Source organism: Stieleria sedimenti, assembly GCF_025060895.1.
In the GTDB taxonomy this organism is placed as follows: Bacteria; Planctomycetota; Planctomycetia; order Pirellulales; family Pirellulaceae; genus Stieleria; species Stieleria sedimenti.
The window spans coordinates 51,836-65,949 of sequence record NZ_JANZKV010000031.1 but is presented as its reverse complement, the minus strand read 5'-3'; the positions used below and the strand labels follow the sequence as shown (position 1 = coordinate 65,949).

Below are 14,114 nucleotides of genomic sequence, written 5' to 3'. Positions count from 1 at the left end.
ACGTAGCACTCCAGCAATCTTACCGGGCTATTCATCGAGAATAATCCCCACGGATAGCAGCGCGAGCCCACGGATGACAGGGTGCAAGAAATCCGTGGGTTCGCGCTGCCATCCGTGGGTCAAGTAATCGAGCGGAATTCTATTCGTCCATTTGAAGAAGTGTGGGATCTGTTCTTCCGCGAATAGACTAACCGGGGTGTCTTGATTAGCATGTCGGCCCCCGGCAGCATCGCGTGGGACGCCGGTCACAGGCGATGGTTTTCTCCATACTCTCGGCTGTCCGGGGAAGGTGCACGCCAGAGTCGCGTGTTCGTACTGAATCGCATTCCTGAAGCCCCAAGTACAATCTGTTGATCAGCACCTCCCGTCGTAATTTAGGTGTCGAGTCACTCGAAAGAAGGGCTCTGCTAGCTGCATCGATCCTGCCGGTCAGCGAGATGTCGCAGTCTGTGCCGGAAACGGATTCCTTTGTCGTAAATGATTTCGGAGCGGAAAGCCTGCCGGCGGCGACGGTGGCCGAACCAGAAATCTTTGTGGCGTTTAATGGCCGAGTACTGGGATCGGACGGAACCGACTCCGCCGAGCCGACGGGCATGTATTTCGGTTGGTTGGAACGAGGAGAGGACCGCCCGGATCGCGAATTTGAGATCTACAATTCCGGCGACAGCGATCTGGTGCTCGGCGATGTCGAAGTGCCCGATGGATTCCGCCTGGTGCACGAGGGTTCCGCCTGGCCGGGCGCCAACGTGACCCAAATCGTTCGCCCGGGTCATTGGTTATCGCTGAAGATCGAAATGCTGACGAATCAAGTCGGCGCCAAACGCGGGACGGTAACGATTGGATCAAACGATTCCAGTGAACCGCTGACCTCCTTCGTTATCCGCGGGGACGTCGGATCGGACGGCGCGGAAGATTCGATCGGGCTGTTTAATCAGGTCTCGTCGACTTTCGAATTGAAGGGGTCCAAATACGACGATAGCATTGATCAGTCGACGACATTTGGCCCCGGCCGCTCTACCGAGTGGTTGCCCGTCACGGGTGATTGGGATGGCGATGGGTTCGATACCGTCGGTTTGTATAACAGCCGGACGGGAGTGTTTCATTTGAAAAACTCGATCGCTCCGGGGAATGCGGATCATCTCTTCGCCTTCGGCCCATCTGGCAACGCGGGTTGGATTCCAATGTCCGGCGACTGGGACGGAGACGGCGTGGACACCGTGGGTCTTTATCAGCCGGGTGAGTCACGCTTTCATTTGATTGATTCGTTGCGTGGCGGCGCAGCGGACCACTTTTTCGCCTTCGGCCCCAGTGGTGCAACGGGGTGGATACCACTCGCCGGCGATTGGGACGGCGACGCCATCGATACCGTCGGATTGTTCCGGCAAGACGGCTCTCAGTTCCATCTCAAGAACGATCTCTCCGGTGGCGCAGCGGATCATTACTTTGCCTTCGGCCCTGCCAGTTCTGATTGGCAGCCCTTGGTCGGTGATTGGTACAGTACGGGGATCGACAAGATCGGGTTGTACCAGCCCGATGTGTCCCTGTTTCACTTGAAGGATTCGTTTTCCGGTGGAGCCGCTGACCACTACGTCCAGTACGGCCAGCCGAGTCAGTACGGGAAATTGACCCCGCTCTCGGGCGAGTGGAATGGGCGTCATAACTCCGGTTCGCGCTATCCCCTCATCTGCTTTTGCGTCACGACCGGTCCGATTCAAACTCCCAACATAGTACTACTTTATCATGGTGTTCCCTTCATCCAGGAGACGACGCCCGCAACCGTCCATTCACCGAGCGACAGTTCCGATGTGATGTCGTCTCAGGCATTGGGCAGCGACCACACGTCGCCGTCGGCGCGGGCGGAGTTTGGGGAATCGGAATCGTCTGCCGGTGCCGAGGCAGAGCAGGGAAGTGCCGGACGAGAAGTGCTGGTGGATCAACTTTTCACAAATTGGAGCGAGACCCTTTAGCCGCGTAGGGCATGCTGTGCATGCCGCTGTGTCTGCCCCGGATCATTCTGCCACTTCAAAATCCTTTGCTGCTCATTCGCGCAGCGCCATGACCCAGGCGATCGACACCACCACGATCGTGGCCAATCCGGCCAACCATTGGACTTTTTCGTCGGCCAGCCAGTGCGCCGGCAGGCGACTGCTGATGGCACCCAACAGCAGTCCTGCCAAAAACCCGGTCACATGAGCGGTGACATCGGTCCGCTCGCCCCCAACGCCGACCAGGCCGAGCAGCATCAGGCCGCCGACCAGCGGTCGCCAACGACGCAGCAGGCTTTCGTGGCTGGACACTCTCGGCCGCAAGGCATTGGCGACCAGCAATCCGAGCGCGGCGAAGACGGCGGTCGAAGCGCCCACCGAAGTGTGTTCGGGTTGCTGGACGATCGCGTTGAGCAGATTGCCCAGGGCTCCCGCCAACACGATCGTGAGCCAGCCGACGCCGCCACCGACGGCACGACCGGCGAGGAATCCGAACAGGATCCCGAACAACAGGTTTGAGGCCACGTGCCCTTCGTCGACGTGTAGGGTCAATGCCGTCACCGTCCGCCATCCGTCTCCCGCCAGCACCTTTTCGGCCCGCATCTCGCCCGGCGTGAAGAGGTCCAGCCCCAACCCCCAAGGCAGCGTCGCCAGGGCGATCAGCGTGACCAACGCCGCATAAGCAATCACTCCCGCGGTCGCACCGTCATAGACCGGCGCGACCGGTATCGCCGCCGTGGAACGCGACTCGTTTTCACGGCGGTAGGCGTCAAGTTCCGCTTCCGCCTCGGCCAGATCCCCAGCCCCGACGATCAGCAACCATTGTCCCTGCTGCACCTCCACTCGGGCCGCTATCCCGGCGGCCTCGAGCACGAATCGCAGTTCCATGCACTCGGCGCGATCCGCCGATTGGAACGCCACCGTCGGGTCTCGATGTAATCCATTCACGCTATTGTCGGCATCCCGTTCCAGTCGACCATCGGCTTGTCATTTCTGCTTTATTTCGTAAGTCAAGACGAAGGACTTCACCCAATCATCCGCCTTGTCACCTTTTTTGTACATCGTCATCGTCGAGGGCTCGCCAGAAACATCCTTTATGACAGACTTCATTTTCTCTGGCTGGTTGGTCGCCGGATCGATGTCGTCAAAGTACATCGTTAGTTCGTGCTTCGCTTCATCGTACGTTCCCTCCATCACTGCCAAATAGGGCGACATGTTGTTCGCCCAGGTCCCAATGTATTTCTTCTTGATGGGATCGTACCCGTTCATCCCATGTCCTTTGTATGGCCCCGCCTGAAATTCGGTTTCCACCCAGTTGCCACCGAGAACCACGGCGTTGGTTTCGGTGAACGGGAATTCCATCGCGTCGCTGCTAGGTCCTTGCGGCCAAACTTTCATCGTGCCGCTTCGGGTGCCGGCAGTTTTCGCCAAGTAGGCGTGCTCTTTCGAGGGAGTCGGCGCTGCATCTTGGGCCTGTACCGTGGGGCTCGCGACGCAAATCAATACCGTTAGAAAAAAAGTTCTCATCACTCGCTCCGGGGCTGGCTGATAGTGGTCAATCACGTACCTGAGCAATCTGTGTTAGCACAAAATGTCCCGCAGATCGATCACGGCGTGGCAAAAATCTGGGAAAGTCCCAACGGGATGCCGAAATTGCCTTTCGCCGAACCGGCCGACTTCTTGGCATCGTCTCGATTGCCGCCCACGAAATCACCAAGGATTGACAGCGTCCATCGAATCTCCGATCAATACGATTTTCCCGCCAAAGGAACGGTCCTCACCCGCGGCGTTCTTTCCTCCACATGCCAGAACGGTGCAGCTTGATTGCCTTCCTGCAGGATCACAAGGTTGCGATGGCCTGGATCGCCGCGGTCTCTGGCGTGCTGTTCTTCGGCTGCTTGCTGATTGCACCGTGGCTGGTTCTAAAAATCCCCGCGGACTACTTCGTCGGTGATCATCGGCCACGAACACTTTTTGCCGATCGGCATCCCGTATTGCGTTGGACGGGATTGCTGGCCAAGAACCTCATCGGTGGGATCCTGATCGTCGCGGGGCTGGTGATGCTGGTCCTTCCCGGGCAGGGGCTGTTGACCATTCTGGTCGGCATTTTGATGCTCAATTTTCCCGGCAAGCATCATCTGGAAAAAAAGCTTGCCGGCATCCCGCCCGTTTTCAAATCGATCAACTGGATCCGACGTCGCTGGAACGTTGCCCCAATCAAATTGACGCGACACCCGCTAGACCGCGAAAAAGGGGTCAGGCCTCTTTGATCAATAAAGTCACCCTCCTGGCAGGAGGGTCGAGCGAAGCGAGGGGAGGTCGAACGGTCAATCGCGGCATTCACTTCACCCCTGATGTGAATAAAACCCCCGTCCCCTTTTTGCGGGAGCACCCAGTTATTCCAGTTCTTGCAATCCGTTGCCGTGAACGAGAACTTTCGTGCAATCCCCCTCCTGCCGCACCGCTTCACCGACCAGCCCGGAGAAGAGGTTGCCCGAGATCACGACGGCCGTGCAGTCTTCCAGCAGAATGCCTGCCGCTTCGTTCGGATTTTGTTCCGTCTTGCTGGCCACGGGATCGCGTTTCCTGAGCGGCTTACCGTTCTCGTCGTTTCCGACCCAGGTGTCACTGAAGTTGTTGGCGCTGATCGTGATGCTGCCGGATTCCTTGCGAACCGCCACGCCCACCTGTTTGACGATGGTGAAGGTGTTGGCCGAGATCGCGCATCCGTGTGCGTCGCGTAAATCGATTCCGCCGGTGAACTCGTGCGCGATCACGTTGGCCGACAGGGTGATGCCGTAACAATCTCGGTCCAACACGATCCCCCATCCCTGGCACTCTTCGATCATGTTGCTGGCGACGACGGATCCGTAGGTGTTTTCAATCACGACTCCGTCCCCCAAATGATCGTCCAGGTTGTTGCCACTCATCGTCAAATTGAATGAATCGATGCAACGCAGCCCGTCTTGGTTCTCTTCAAACTGATTGGCCGAGACGATGATGTCGTGGCACCCTTCGATCGAAATACCGCAACGTTTGTTGTAGGTGAACAGACAATCGCTGACGCGCGGGTCTTCGTAACAGAAGTACAACCGCAATCCGTCGCCGCCGTGATAGCTGCTGCTGACACCCTGCACCAAAATCTCTTCGATGTAACGGGCCTCGATCCCGGCACCGCTGTGTTCGTTTCCGGTCACCCGAAAATTGGCCAGATTGACCCGCCACAGCCGGTCCGCGGAGGAGACTTTTTTCCCGACCCAATCCGGATGTTCGATCAGGATGGCCGGTTTCCCCTCCGTGTTCTTGTTGACCAGATGCGTCGCCGTCCCGGAACCTTCGATGCGGGTGTCTCCGGTCTTGATGCGAAGCGGTTCACCGAGTTCATACGTTCCGGGCGGAATTTTCAGCACGCCCCCGGATTGCGGAATCGCGTCGACGGCCTGCTGCAACGTCGCAAACGCGGCGGCATCAATGATCGCGTCTCCGCCGCGGCTTTGCTCAATAGCCCCCAGCCAGCAAGAAACCAGAACGGTGAGACAGCAGATGCGTCGATTCATGGCGGCGTGTTTGTCGTGGAGAGAGGATGTGGCGGACGGTGGGCCACTCGCCAAGCGTGGGCGTGATTGCCCTGGGGCAAAGGAACATGATAACCCGAACGGAGTCCCCGACCAAACGGCGAGACAGGTCTCGTCTCGCTCGCCTCGCAGCTGAGGTGATCGCGTTGGATTCGGCAGTTTGGAGAAGCACATTTCGGCCCCGGACGCCTTCTACGACGAAATCCGGCTGGACAACAACATACGCCTTGACGTCAACATTTTATTCTATACCTTTGGGTGCATGTTTAAGGATCCACCGCGATCTCCCTCCACATTCCCTGCAGAAACCAACGACATGCTGAGCGACAAGACCGTCCGAATCGTCAAGGAAATCACGCCTTTGGTCGCCGCCAACGCGGAAACCATCACCCGCCGTTTCTACGAGCGGATGTTCGAGGCCAACCCCGAGGTCTAGGCGTTTTTCAACCAAGCTCACCAGCATTCTGGTGGTCAACAAAAGGCCTTGGCCGGTGCGATCTGTGCCTACTTCACTCACATCGACAACCCCGCCGTGCTGATGCCGGCCGTTGAACTGATCGCTCAAAAACATGTGTCGCTGGGCATCAAGGCGGAGCACTATCCGATCGTCGGCAGCAATCTGCTGGGTGCAATCAAGGATGTGATGGGCGACGGAGCGAGCGAAGAAATCATCGAAGCGGTAGCCGAAGCCTACGGGTTCCTCGCCGATCTCTTCATCGGTCGTGAAGGCGCAATCTACGCAGAACAAGCGTCCGCACCGGGCGGTTGGAATGGCACGCGAACGTTTGTGGTTGCCAAAAAGGTTCCCGAAAGTGATGTCGTGACGTCGTTTTACTTGAAACCCGAGGACGAAGGTCCCTTGCCGCCATTCAAACCGGGCCAGTACATCACCGTCCACATCGACCATCCACACACGCCGACTTCGCCGCGAAACTACAGCCTGTCCGATCGAGTCGGCGAGCCGCACTTCCGCATCAGCGTCAAACGCGAAGGAAAACTTAGCGAAGATGCACCCGCAGGTTTGATATCGAATCACTTGCACGATGCGATTGAAGAAGGGCATCACTTGCAGGTTGGACCGCCCTGTGGCGAGTTCACGATCAACCCTGACAACGCCGATGGCCGACCGGTTGTCTTACTAGCCGGCGGGATCGGAGTGACGCCGCTGCTGTCGATGGCGAAGTCGATCGTGCATGCCAACCCGGACGCACCCATCTACTTCCTGCAAGCGGCACGCAACGGCGGCGTGCATGCGTTCGCCGATGAGGTTAGAAACCTCGCAACGCTCAGTTCCAACATGCACGTGAAAGTCTTGTACGACGCGCCGCTCGATGGCGATGTCGAAAACAAGAGGTGTGACGACGTCGGGTTCGTCACCACCGAGCTGCTTCGCCAGTGGACTCCGTTTAAGGACGCAGATTTCTACTTCTGTGGCCCCAAGCCGTTCATGCAGAACATTCACGCCTGCTTGCAAGAACTGGGAGTCGATGAGGCTCGCGTGCGTTACGAGTTCTTTGGCCCCAAAGAAGAATTACAAACGGCATAGAACCATGATTGCACCCCAATCCTTCGCCACCTCGGAAATCTCAACACGATGAAACGTTTATGGATGGCCTTCGCGGCCGTGATGATGATCTCGTTCCTCATCCTCGGTTGGATCGGAACACGCATCTTCCAAGAGATGCCTCCGATCCCTGACAGATTTGTCACGACCGACGGCGTCACCCTGGTCGACAGCGGCGAGATTGGCGAAGGTCAAAATGTCTGGCAATCGATGGGCGGAATGCAACCGGTTACTGGTACGCCCGCAGCAGTGAGTTCATGCAAACCGATTTGATGCAAACCCTGCGTTGGATGCGAGTCCCCGGTGACACGATCTTCTTCATCGGTGCCGTCGCACTCGTGGTCTTCGTCGCCGGACTGAAAACGGGGCATTCATTCAAGAAGGCATCGTAGAGCCATGTCCGAGAGAATCCCTCTTGTGTTCGCGTGTTCGGGATGTTCCAACGCCGGGCAACTCGCCGGACAAGTCGCACTCGAACTGGATCGTCGCGGCGTCGCCGAGATGTCCTGCTTGGCCGGCGTCGGTGCCGCCAAACCACTGTTTTTAAACAAACTGCGGGATCGCGAAGTGTGGGTAATCGACGGTTGCCCGATCCACTGCAGCCTCGGGGTGTTCGATCAGGTGCGTGAGCATGTCGACGTCCACATCCGACTGCACGATCTCGGAATCAACAAGAAATCCGCACCACCAACGGGCGCGGATTTCGACGAGTTGATCGAAAACGTGCAATTGCAAGTCCAACAACAAACGGCGTAAGCCATCCACTTGAAAAGGGAACCAACGATGCAAACCATTGATCTCAAAACAACCGTCGGCGAACTCGTTCGCGAAGCCCCCAGTCGTGCTCGCGTCTTTGAGTCGATGAAGATCGACTATTGCTGCGGCGGAAAAATCCCACTGGCGGACGCTTGTGCGAAGAAAAAGATTGATCCAGCCAGCGTTGTCGATCAATTGCAACAGTGCGATGCCAAGCTGAGTGATGACAACAGCGTCGATGCCGACGCGATGAGTCTGACCGAGCTGGCTGATCACATCGAATCCACGCACCACGCATACTTGAGGGAAGAGTTGCCGCGTTTGGACTTCATGACCGAGAAAGTCGCCCGCGTTCACGGTGACAAGGAGCCACGACTGCTGAAGACTCGTGAAGCCTTTGTGGCTCTCAAAGCTGAATTGGAACCGCACATGATGAAGGAGGAGAGGATTCTATTTCCGATCGTGCGTCAATTAGAAGCGTCCACCGAACGCCAGGAATTTCATTGCGGTAGCGTCGGCAATCCCATTCGCCAAATGGAACACGAGCACGATCAAGCGGGCAATGCATTGGCGATTTTGAACGAGACCACCGACGGTTACACGCCTCCCGAGTGGGCCTGCAACACCTACCGCGCCATGCTCGATTCGCTCGCTCAGCTTGAACGAGACATGCACCAACACATTCACAAAGAGAACAACGTGTTGTTCCCCAAAGCCATTCAACTCGAACAACGTGCATAGGAAGCTGTTTTGCTGAATGTCATCGGCCGCAAGAACCACGGCAAGACGACTCCTGGAGCGAAAAGGGGGTCAGGAACCAAAAAACAAATGGCCCGAGGGGTGCTTCGCATTTTTTGTTCCTGCCCCCTTTCCGCAGACCACTCTGAAAACGAGCGGTGACACGGAGCACTAGGGCCGCGCGTGTGATTGGCCTTGAAATTCCGGCAGCTCGTAATTGTGCGCCGCGTTCTTTTGCGCATAAACCAACACGCTGATGAGCAAGATGGCGATGCCAGCCAAACCGACAATCAAGTTGCGTTTGGACGTGTCCATGACTGTTCAACTCCGGGCAAAAAATGATGATTGGCTCCCGCGGCACAACCGGCAGGATCACGACAAAACGTCGCAGCGACGCATTGCTCGGCGTTCCCCGATTGCCAATTGCGGAATTAAAGAGTAATGTATCCGTGATTGGGATCAAGTAGCCATTTCTCCGTTTTTCGGGAGGGCTGTCCGTGCCAAACCCATCCAGTGCTTCATCCGACCTCGAGCGGTGTGATGAACCGTCGGGTTTCCTGATGCCGCCGACGTTGTTCCTCGGGTTGGCCGCACTGCTACTGATGTTCTTGATCCTGTTGGGCTTTGCGGTCGTGGTCGCAGATACCTATTGGCACTCGGCTGCTTCGGCCGATCACGCCCTCGATCGCGGGTGGGCATGGTTGTCCGCGTTGGCGCTCGGGTGGGCGTTGGTGAATCTGCATTGGTCACGCCTGGCTGCCCGAGACGGCGATTCGGTCGGCAACTCCATGGCCGCCTACTCTCATCTGGCCATCGTGCTGGGGTGCGGTTTGATTGCGTTGGGTATCCACTCGGTGCTCTTCGCCCGGGCGATGGGTTCACAGCCCGTGGTGATGGACTATTCGCAAGCGGGAAAGAGTTCCCACGCACGCGTCCCCGTCCCCGTCATGCTGGCTCAGGGAGATGCGGAAGAAGGTCAGAAGATCTTTTCCACGACGTGCATCACGTGTCACGGACCGACCGGTGGCGGCATTGCGAACTTGGCGCCTTCGTTGCGTGGCAGCGAGTTTATCGCGGCAGCGGACGATGCGGCCGTCGCGGGTGTGATTCGTTTGGGTCGTCCGGCGACCGATCCTAACAACAAAAGCAAGAAAGTGATGCCCGCGCGGGGCGGTAATCCGTTTCTCGGTGACGACAAGATCGTTCATTTGGTCGCGTTCATTCGCTCGGTGCAAGGGGCGGGTGCAGACACCGTAACCGATGTCGTCGATCCCAACGCTCCGCCACCGGCCCAGCTTTCCAAGTGGGTCGTTCCCGCCGGTCCGGCACCTCCTTCCGGAATGGTCTCATTAAAGGGTCGCAGCGACGTGGGTGACGATGCTTCGATAACAGGCCGCGACCAGCAGCGTCGACGTCAATTGTCTCAGGTGCTGGTGCTGGGGCTGACCGGGATTCATGGCCTGTTCTTAGTCGGTGTGATGGTGTTGTCCAGCGACGTGTTGTTGCGACAGCTCAACGGCGCAACAAAGGCGAATGCCGAGCGGTCGAAGTGGAGCCTGTCCGCAGTCGGTTGGATCGTATCAATGGTGGCGTGGTTCGTCGTGTTGGTCATGGTATTTGTTTGGTTGTAGGGGGATGTTGTATGAATGACCGTTTCTACTTCCCGCGCTGGGCGAACTATTTGTTCCCCGCTGCCCTGATCGTCACGATCGGTGTGCTCACCTACCTGCCACTCGTCTTGACCCTCGGCCTGTCGCCGACCACGCGTGCGGTTGGTTACCAGCCGACGCAACCGATCCCGTTTTCGCATGCCGTTCACGCAGGCAAGCTGGGTATGGATTGTCGTTACTGTCACACGACGGTTGAAACGGCTGCCTTTGCCGCGATTCCGCCGACGCAAACCTGTTTGAACTGTCACGCCGCGATCAAGTCCGAAAGCCCACAACTGCAATGGATGCGAACGAGTTATGAAGAGGGAACACCCGTCTCGTGGGTGAAGGTGCATGACCTGCCTGACTTTGTCTACTTCAACCATTCGGCACATGTCAACAAAGGCGTCGCCTGCCAAACGTGCCACGGACAAATCAACGAGATGGAAGAGGTCCGGCAAGACCAACCGCTATCGATGGCTTGGTGTTTGGAATGCCATCGCGCTCCAGCGGATTATCTGCGTCCGCGCGAGCAGGTGACCAGCATGAGTTGGGATGCGCTGGCGTCAACCGGCAAAAATCAGGCCGCGTTGGGCACCGAGTTGGCCGCGCAGTATCACGTCCAATCGCAACAATTCATGACGAGCTGTACCACATGTCACCGATAAAGCCCCAGCCGATGCCGGATGGATCGTGCGGCTCTAAACACAGTGATCCTGGACACCGCGATCCTGAACACAGTGGCCAGCAGTACTATCGCAGTATCGAGCACTTGGCCGGATCGCCGGCAGTGACTGAGTACATCGAGCAAGAGTTCCCAAGTTTATCGCAAGCAATTGGCACGACGGATCGACGTCAGTTCTTGCGATTGCTTGGGGCCTCGATGGCTCTGGCCGGGCTCACCGGCACGGGTTGCCGTCGCTGGCCGGTGGAGGAAGTGCGTCCCCACACATCACGGCCGGAGGGGTATACGCCCGGTGTTGCCCAGCACTACGCGACGTCGATCGAGCTGGAGGGGGTCTCGACGGGGATTCTCGCCAAGAGTTATGACGGCCGACCGATCAAGATCGAAGGCAATCCGGACCATCCGTACTCACGTGGTGCCGCCAGTGCGTTCTCCCAGGCAAGTGTGCTGGAGTTGTACGATCCCGATCGCAGCCGAAGTCCTTGGTTGCGGCGGCGGCCGACGGCAAAAGCTGCGGACGCCAGCGCCAACGGCTCACAGAGTACCTGGCAACAGTTTCAGAATTTCGCCACACCCCATTTCCAAGCGTTGCGCAACCGCCTTGGCGATGGCCTGGCCATTTTGATCCAGCCGACCGCCAGCCCAACCTTCGCTCGGCTTCGCAGCAAGTTCGAGGCGGCCTACCCAAAAGCGCGTTGGTTCGAATACCAACCGCTGCACCGCGACCACGAGTTCGCGGGCAGTCGCGCCGCGCTGGGGCGAGTCTTGCGTCCCCAATATGATCTGCAGCAAGCCAGCACCACCGTGACGTTCGATGCTGACCTACTCGGCAGCCACCCGGCTTCCCTTCGACACGCTCGTGATTGGTCCTCCGGTCGTCGCTCGGTCGATTCCGGCAGCATGAATCGGCTGTATGCCGTTGAACCGGGGCTCACGATCACCGGTTCCGTCGCCGACGTTCGGCTCCCCATGAAACCGACGTTGGTGCAGCAGGCGATTGCCTATGTCGCCTACCGCCTGGGTGTCCTGTCGGCAGAGCCGGGCGGATTGAGCGAAGAGCAGATTGCTGTTCTCGAAAATGCCGCCCGCGAACTCGAGCAGGCCGGAACCGCCGGACTCGTCGTGGCCGGGCCGGCTCAAAATGCTGCTTCGCACCAGCTGGTCCACGCGATCAACCATACGATTGGCAGCGTCGGCCATGCCGTATCTTACACCGAGGAACCCCTGGCGCGAGCGGAAGGCAGCATCGAGCAGATCGCGACACTGAGCGAACTGCTGCAAGGCAACGTCTTGAACACACTGGTCATTATCGGTGGCAATCCGGTTTACGACGCTCCCGCCGACACGCCGCTGAATCTGGTGTCCGACGAGGCGCGGCCGTTGACGTCGATTCACCTGAGTCTGCATGACGACGAAACATCCAAGGCGTGCACGTGGCATTTGCCGATGGCTCACTTTCTGGAAAGTTGGGGTGACGGCCGAGCCTGGGATGGCAGCTACACACTCCAGCAACCTTTGATTCTGCCGCTTTACGATGGCAAGTCTCCGATCGAATTGTTGGCCATGTTGTCGGGACAGTCGCCGGCGAAGTCGATGAATCTGGTTCGTTCAACATTCGACAAACAATTCGACGGTGCGACGCAGCAGGATTGGGAACGGGCATTACACGCGGGCGTCAGGGCCGACAGTGCCTTCACAACCGTCGATCCTCCTGCCGCAAAAGTCGATTCGACCGACGTACCTGCCCCTAACGATGCCCCGTTGGAAATCCGTTTCGTCCCCGACCTAAAAACTCACGACGGCCGGTTCGCGAACAATGCCTGGTTGCAGGAATTGCCCGAACCGCTGACGAAGATGACCTGGGATAACGCGGCGATGATCAGTCCGGCGGACGCAAAATCGCTCGGCCTGGAGATGGGCGACGTTGTCAAGCTATCCAGCAGCGATCGCGGTACAAGCATCGAAGTGCCGGTCTGCATCCTGCCGGGACACGCTCGCGGTTGCATCACGTTACCGCTGGGCTACGGACGCACCGCTGCTGGACACATCGGTAACCAAGTCGGCGTCAATGTTTATCCGCTGCGGTCGAAACAATCGAGCTACTTGGCCAGCGATTGTGAACTGACCAAAACCGGTGAAACGCATGAACTGGTCTCGACGCAAGTTCACGACGTGTTGGATGCCGTCGCGGAAAGCGCGAAACTGAAACGGCTGGGCGAGCGTGGCACGCCGGGGATGATTGTTCATGAAACGCTGTTCGCCGAATACCAACACGACCATCATGCGGTTCACGGCGATGCGCACGCCGTCCATGCCGCTCCGCTGTTCGACTTGCCGCACAAGTTTGACTCGCCGCATCGCTGGGGCATGTCGATCGACCTGAACGCCTGCATCGGCTGCAGTGGTTGCGTCGTTGCCTGCCAAGCCGAGAACAACATTCCGGTGGTCGGCAAAGCGAACGTAGCGGTCAATCGCGAGATGCATTGGCTGCGAATCGATCGGTACTACAAGGGAGACATCGAATCGCCCGATGTGGTGCATCAACCGATGGCGTGTGCGCACTGCGAAAACGCACCATGCGAGCAGGTTTGTCCCGTTGCGGCGACGGTTCATGACAGCGAAGGACTGAACGCGATGGTCTACAACCGCTGTATCGGCACTCGCTATTGCGCGAACAACTGCCCCTTCAAAGTGCGGCGATTCAATTACTTCGACTACCAAGCGTCTGACCCGCGAACGCCCGCAAAACCCTGGGTCGGGCTGCCGGACCAGCAGCAGATTAAAGATGTTTCGACACTCAAGAAGATGGTGCACAACCCCGAAGTGTCGGTGCGGATGCGCGGAGTGATGGAAAAGTGCACGTACTGCGTCCAGCGCATTGTGGACGCGCGTATTCATGCCAAAAACGAACACTCGCAAGGCTTGCGGGAGTCGGATTTGGTGGCCGAAGGCGAAGTGCAAACGGCATGTCAGGCGACCTGTCCGACTCAAGCGATTGTGTTCGGCGATCTGAACGATCCGGAGTCGGCGGTTTCCAAAGCTAAGAAGAACGCGAGGTCGTATCAGGTCTTGGAAGGAAACAACTTAGGGGCCAGGACCACGTACCTGGCAAAAATTCGCAATCGAGAATCCTAGTGGGATAGGCGTCCAGCCTGTCTAGGA

Annotated in this window: 13 protein-coding genes and 1 pseudogene; 10 read left to right on the top strand and 4 right to left on the bottom strand. The window is 58.0% G+C overall.

What is annotated here, in order from left to right; all coding sequences use genetic code 11:
- The first annotated feature begins 437 nt into the window (after positions 1-437).
- Entirely contained in the window at positions 438-1,967 is a 1,530-nt protein-coding gene (locus NZK35_RS04310; protein ID WP_259631366.1) for a hypothetical protein, read from the top strand.
- A 72-nt stretch (positions 1,968-2,039) separates the two neighbouring features.
- On the opposite strand, the gene NZK35_RS34590 is transcribed toward NZK35_RS04310, so the two are convergent.
- Both NZK35_RS34590 and NZK35_RS04300 read right to left on the bottom strand, forming a co-directional pair.
- Complete coding sequence (locus NZK35_RS34590; RefSeq protein ID WP_259631365.1) at positions 2,040-2,933, bottom strand: rhomboid family intramembrane serine protease; 894 nt, start codon at positions 2,931-2,933, stop codon at positions 2,040-2,042.
- A 39-nt stretch (positions 2,934-2,972) separates the two neighbouring features.
- Positions 2,973-3,512 (bottom strand): DUF1579 domain-containing protein, encoded by a 540-nt coding sequence (locus tag NZK35_RS04300; RefSeq protein WP_259631364.1) that lies wholly within the window; start codon positions 3,510-3,512, stop codon positions 2,973-2,975.
- Positions 3,513-3,805: 293 nt separating this feature from the next.
- Here NZK35_RS04300 and NZK35_RS04295 point away from each other — a divergent pair, with 293 nt between their 5' ends.
- A complete protein-coding gene (locus tag NZK35_RS04295; protein ID WP_259631363.1) occupies positions 3,806-4,255 on the top strand; it encodes a PGPGW domain-containing protein in 450 nt (149 codons plus the stop codon).
- A 126-nt stretch (positions 4,256-4,381) separates the two neighbouring features.
- Here the strand turns inward: NZK35_RS04295 and NZK35_RS04290 are convergent, their stop codons facing one another.
- Complete coding sequence (locus NZK35_RS04290) at positions 4,382-5,542, bottom strand: right-handed parallel beta-helix repeat-containing protein (RefSeq protein WP_259631362.1); 1,161 nt, start codon at positions 5,540-5,542, stop codon at positions 4,382-4,384.
- 334 nt (positions 5,543-5,876) lie between these two features.
- Here NZK35_RS04290 and hmpA point away from each other — a divergent pair.
- The 5 genes and pseudogenes from hmpA to ric all read left to right on the top strand — a co-directional run bounded on the left by hmpA (position 5,877) and on the right by ric (position 8,621).
- A pseudogene (gene hmpA / locus NZK35_RS04280) lies at positions 5,877-7,106 on the top strand (NO-inducible flavohemoprotein).
- Between the two features lie 48 nt (positions 7,107-7,154).
- Entirely contained in the window at positions 7,155-7,397 is a 243-nt protein-coding gene (locus NZK35_RS04275) for a hypothetical protein (protein WP_259631360.1), read from the top strand.
- Positions 7,382-7,516: a hypothetical protein gene (locus tag NZK35_RS04270; protein ID WP_259631359.1), complete on the top strand. Its 135-nt coding sequence runs from the start codon at positions 7,382-7,384 to the stop codon at positions 7,514-7,516. Before NZK35_RS04275 ends, NZK35_RS04270 begins: the two co-directional genes overlap by 16 nt.
- Positions 7,517-7,520: 4 nt before the next feature.
- Entirely contained in the window at positions 7,521-7,880 is a 360-nt protein-coding gene (locus tag NZK35_RS04265; RefSeq protein WP_259631358.1) for a putative zinc-binding protein, read from the top strand.
- Positions 7,881-7,907: 27 nt separating this feature from the next.
- On the top strand, positions 7,908-8,621 hold the full coding sequence (gene ric / locus NZK35_RS04260) for an iron-sulfur cluster repair di-iron protein (protein WP_259631357.1): 714 nt from the start codon (positions 7,908-7,910) through the stop codon (positions 8,619-8,621).
- A 168-nt stretch (positions 8,622-8,789) separates the two neighbouring features.
- On the opposite strand, the gene NZK35_RS04255 is transcribed toward ric, so the two are convergent.
- On the bottom strand, positions 8,790-8,933 hold the full coding sequence (locus NZK35_RS04255) for a hypothetical protein (protein ID WP_259631356.1): 144 nt from the start codon (positions 8,931-8,933) through the stop codon (positions 8,790-8,792).
- A gap of 182 nt (positions 8,934-9,115) precedes the next feature.
- Between NZK35_RS04255 and NZK35_RS34585 the strand changes: the two genes are divergently transcribed.
- Genes NZK35_RS34585 through NZK35_RS04240 form a run of 3 tightly spaced genes read left to right on the top strand, consistent with a single transcriptional unit; the run spans position 9,116 to position 14,087 of the window.
- Positions 9,116-10,249 carry a c-type cytochrome gene (locus NZK35_RS34585; protein WP_259631355.1) on the top strand — a complete coding sequence of 378 codons (1,134 nt, stop codon included), beginning with the start codon at positions 9,116-9,118 and terminating at the stop codon, positions 10,247-10,249.
- An 11-nt stretch (positions 10,250-10,260) separates the two neighbouring features.
- A complete protein-coding gene (locus tag NZK35_RS04245; RefSeq protein WP_259631354.1) occupies positions 10,261-10,935 on the top strand; it encodes a cytochrome c3 family protein in 675 nt (224 codons plus the stop codon).
- Entirely contained in the window at positions 10,923-14,087 is a 3,165-nt protein-coding gene (locus tag NZK35_RS04240; protein ID WP_259631353.1) for a TAT-variant-translocated molybdopterin oxidoreductase, read from the top strand. The genes NZK35_RS04245 and NZK35_RS04240 overlap by 13 nt, the downstream gene beginning before the upstream one ends.
- Positions 14,088-14,114 lie beyond the last annotated feature (27 nt).

Excerpts from the sequence above, each read along its gene's own strand:
- NZK35_RS04310 (WP_259631366.1), top strand. The coding sequence starts at position 438 with ATGTCGCAGTCTGTGCCGGAAACGGATTCCTTTGTCGTAAATGATTTC.
- NZK35_RS04300 (WP_259631364.1), bottom strand. The coding sequence starts at position 3,512 with ATGAGAACTTTTTTTCTAACGGTATTGATTTGCGTCGCGAGCCCCACG.
- NZK35_RS04290 (WP_259631362.1), bottom strand. The coding sequence starts at position 5,542 with ATGAATCGACGCATCTGCTGTCTCACCGTTCTGGTTTCTTGCTGGCTG.
- NZK35_RS04275 (WP_259631360.1), top strand. The coding sequence starts at position 7,155 with ATGAAACGTTTATGGATGGCCTTCGCGGCCGTGATGATGATCTCGTTC.
- NZK35_RS04270 (WP_259631359.1), top strand. The coding sequence starts at position 7,382 with ATGCAAACCGATTTGATGCAAACCCTGCGTTGGATGCGAGTCCCCGGT.
- NZK35_RS04265 (WP_259631358.1), top strand. The coding sequence starts at position 7,521 with ATGTCCGAGAGAATCCCTCTTGTGTTCGCGTGTTCGGGATGTTCCAAC.
- ric (WP_259631357.1), top strand. The coding sequence starts at position 7,908 with ATGCAAACCATTGATCTCAAAACAACCGTCGGCGAACTCGTTCGCGAA.
- NZK35_RS04255 (WP_259631356.1), bottom strand. The coding sequence starts at position 8,933 with ATGGACACGTCCAAACGCAACTTGATTGTCGGTTTGGCTGGCATCGCC.
- NZK35_RS04245 (WP_259631354.1), top strand. The coding sequence starts at position 10,261 with ATGAATGACCGTTTCTACTTCCCGCGCTGGGCGAACTATTTGTTCCCC.
- NZK35_RS04240 (WP_259631353.1), top strand. The coding sequence starts at position 10,923 with ATGTCACCGATAAAGCCCCAGCCGATGCCGGATGGATCGTGCGGCTCT.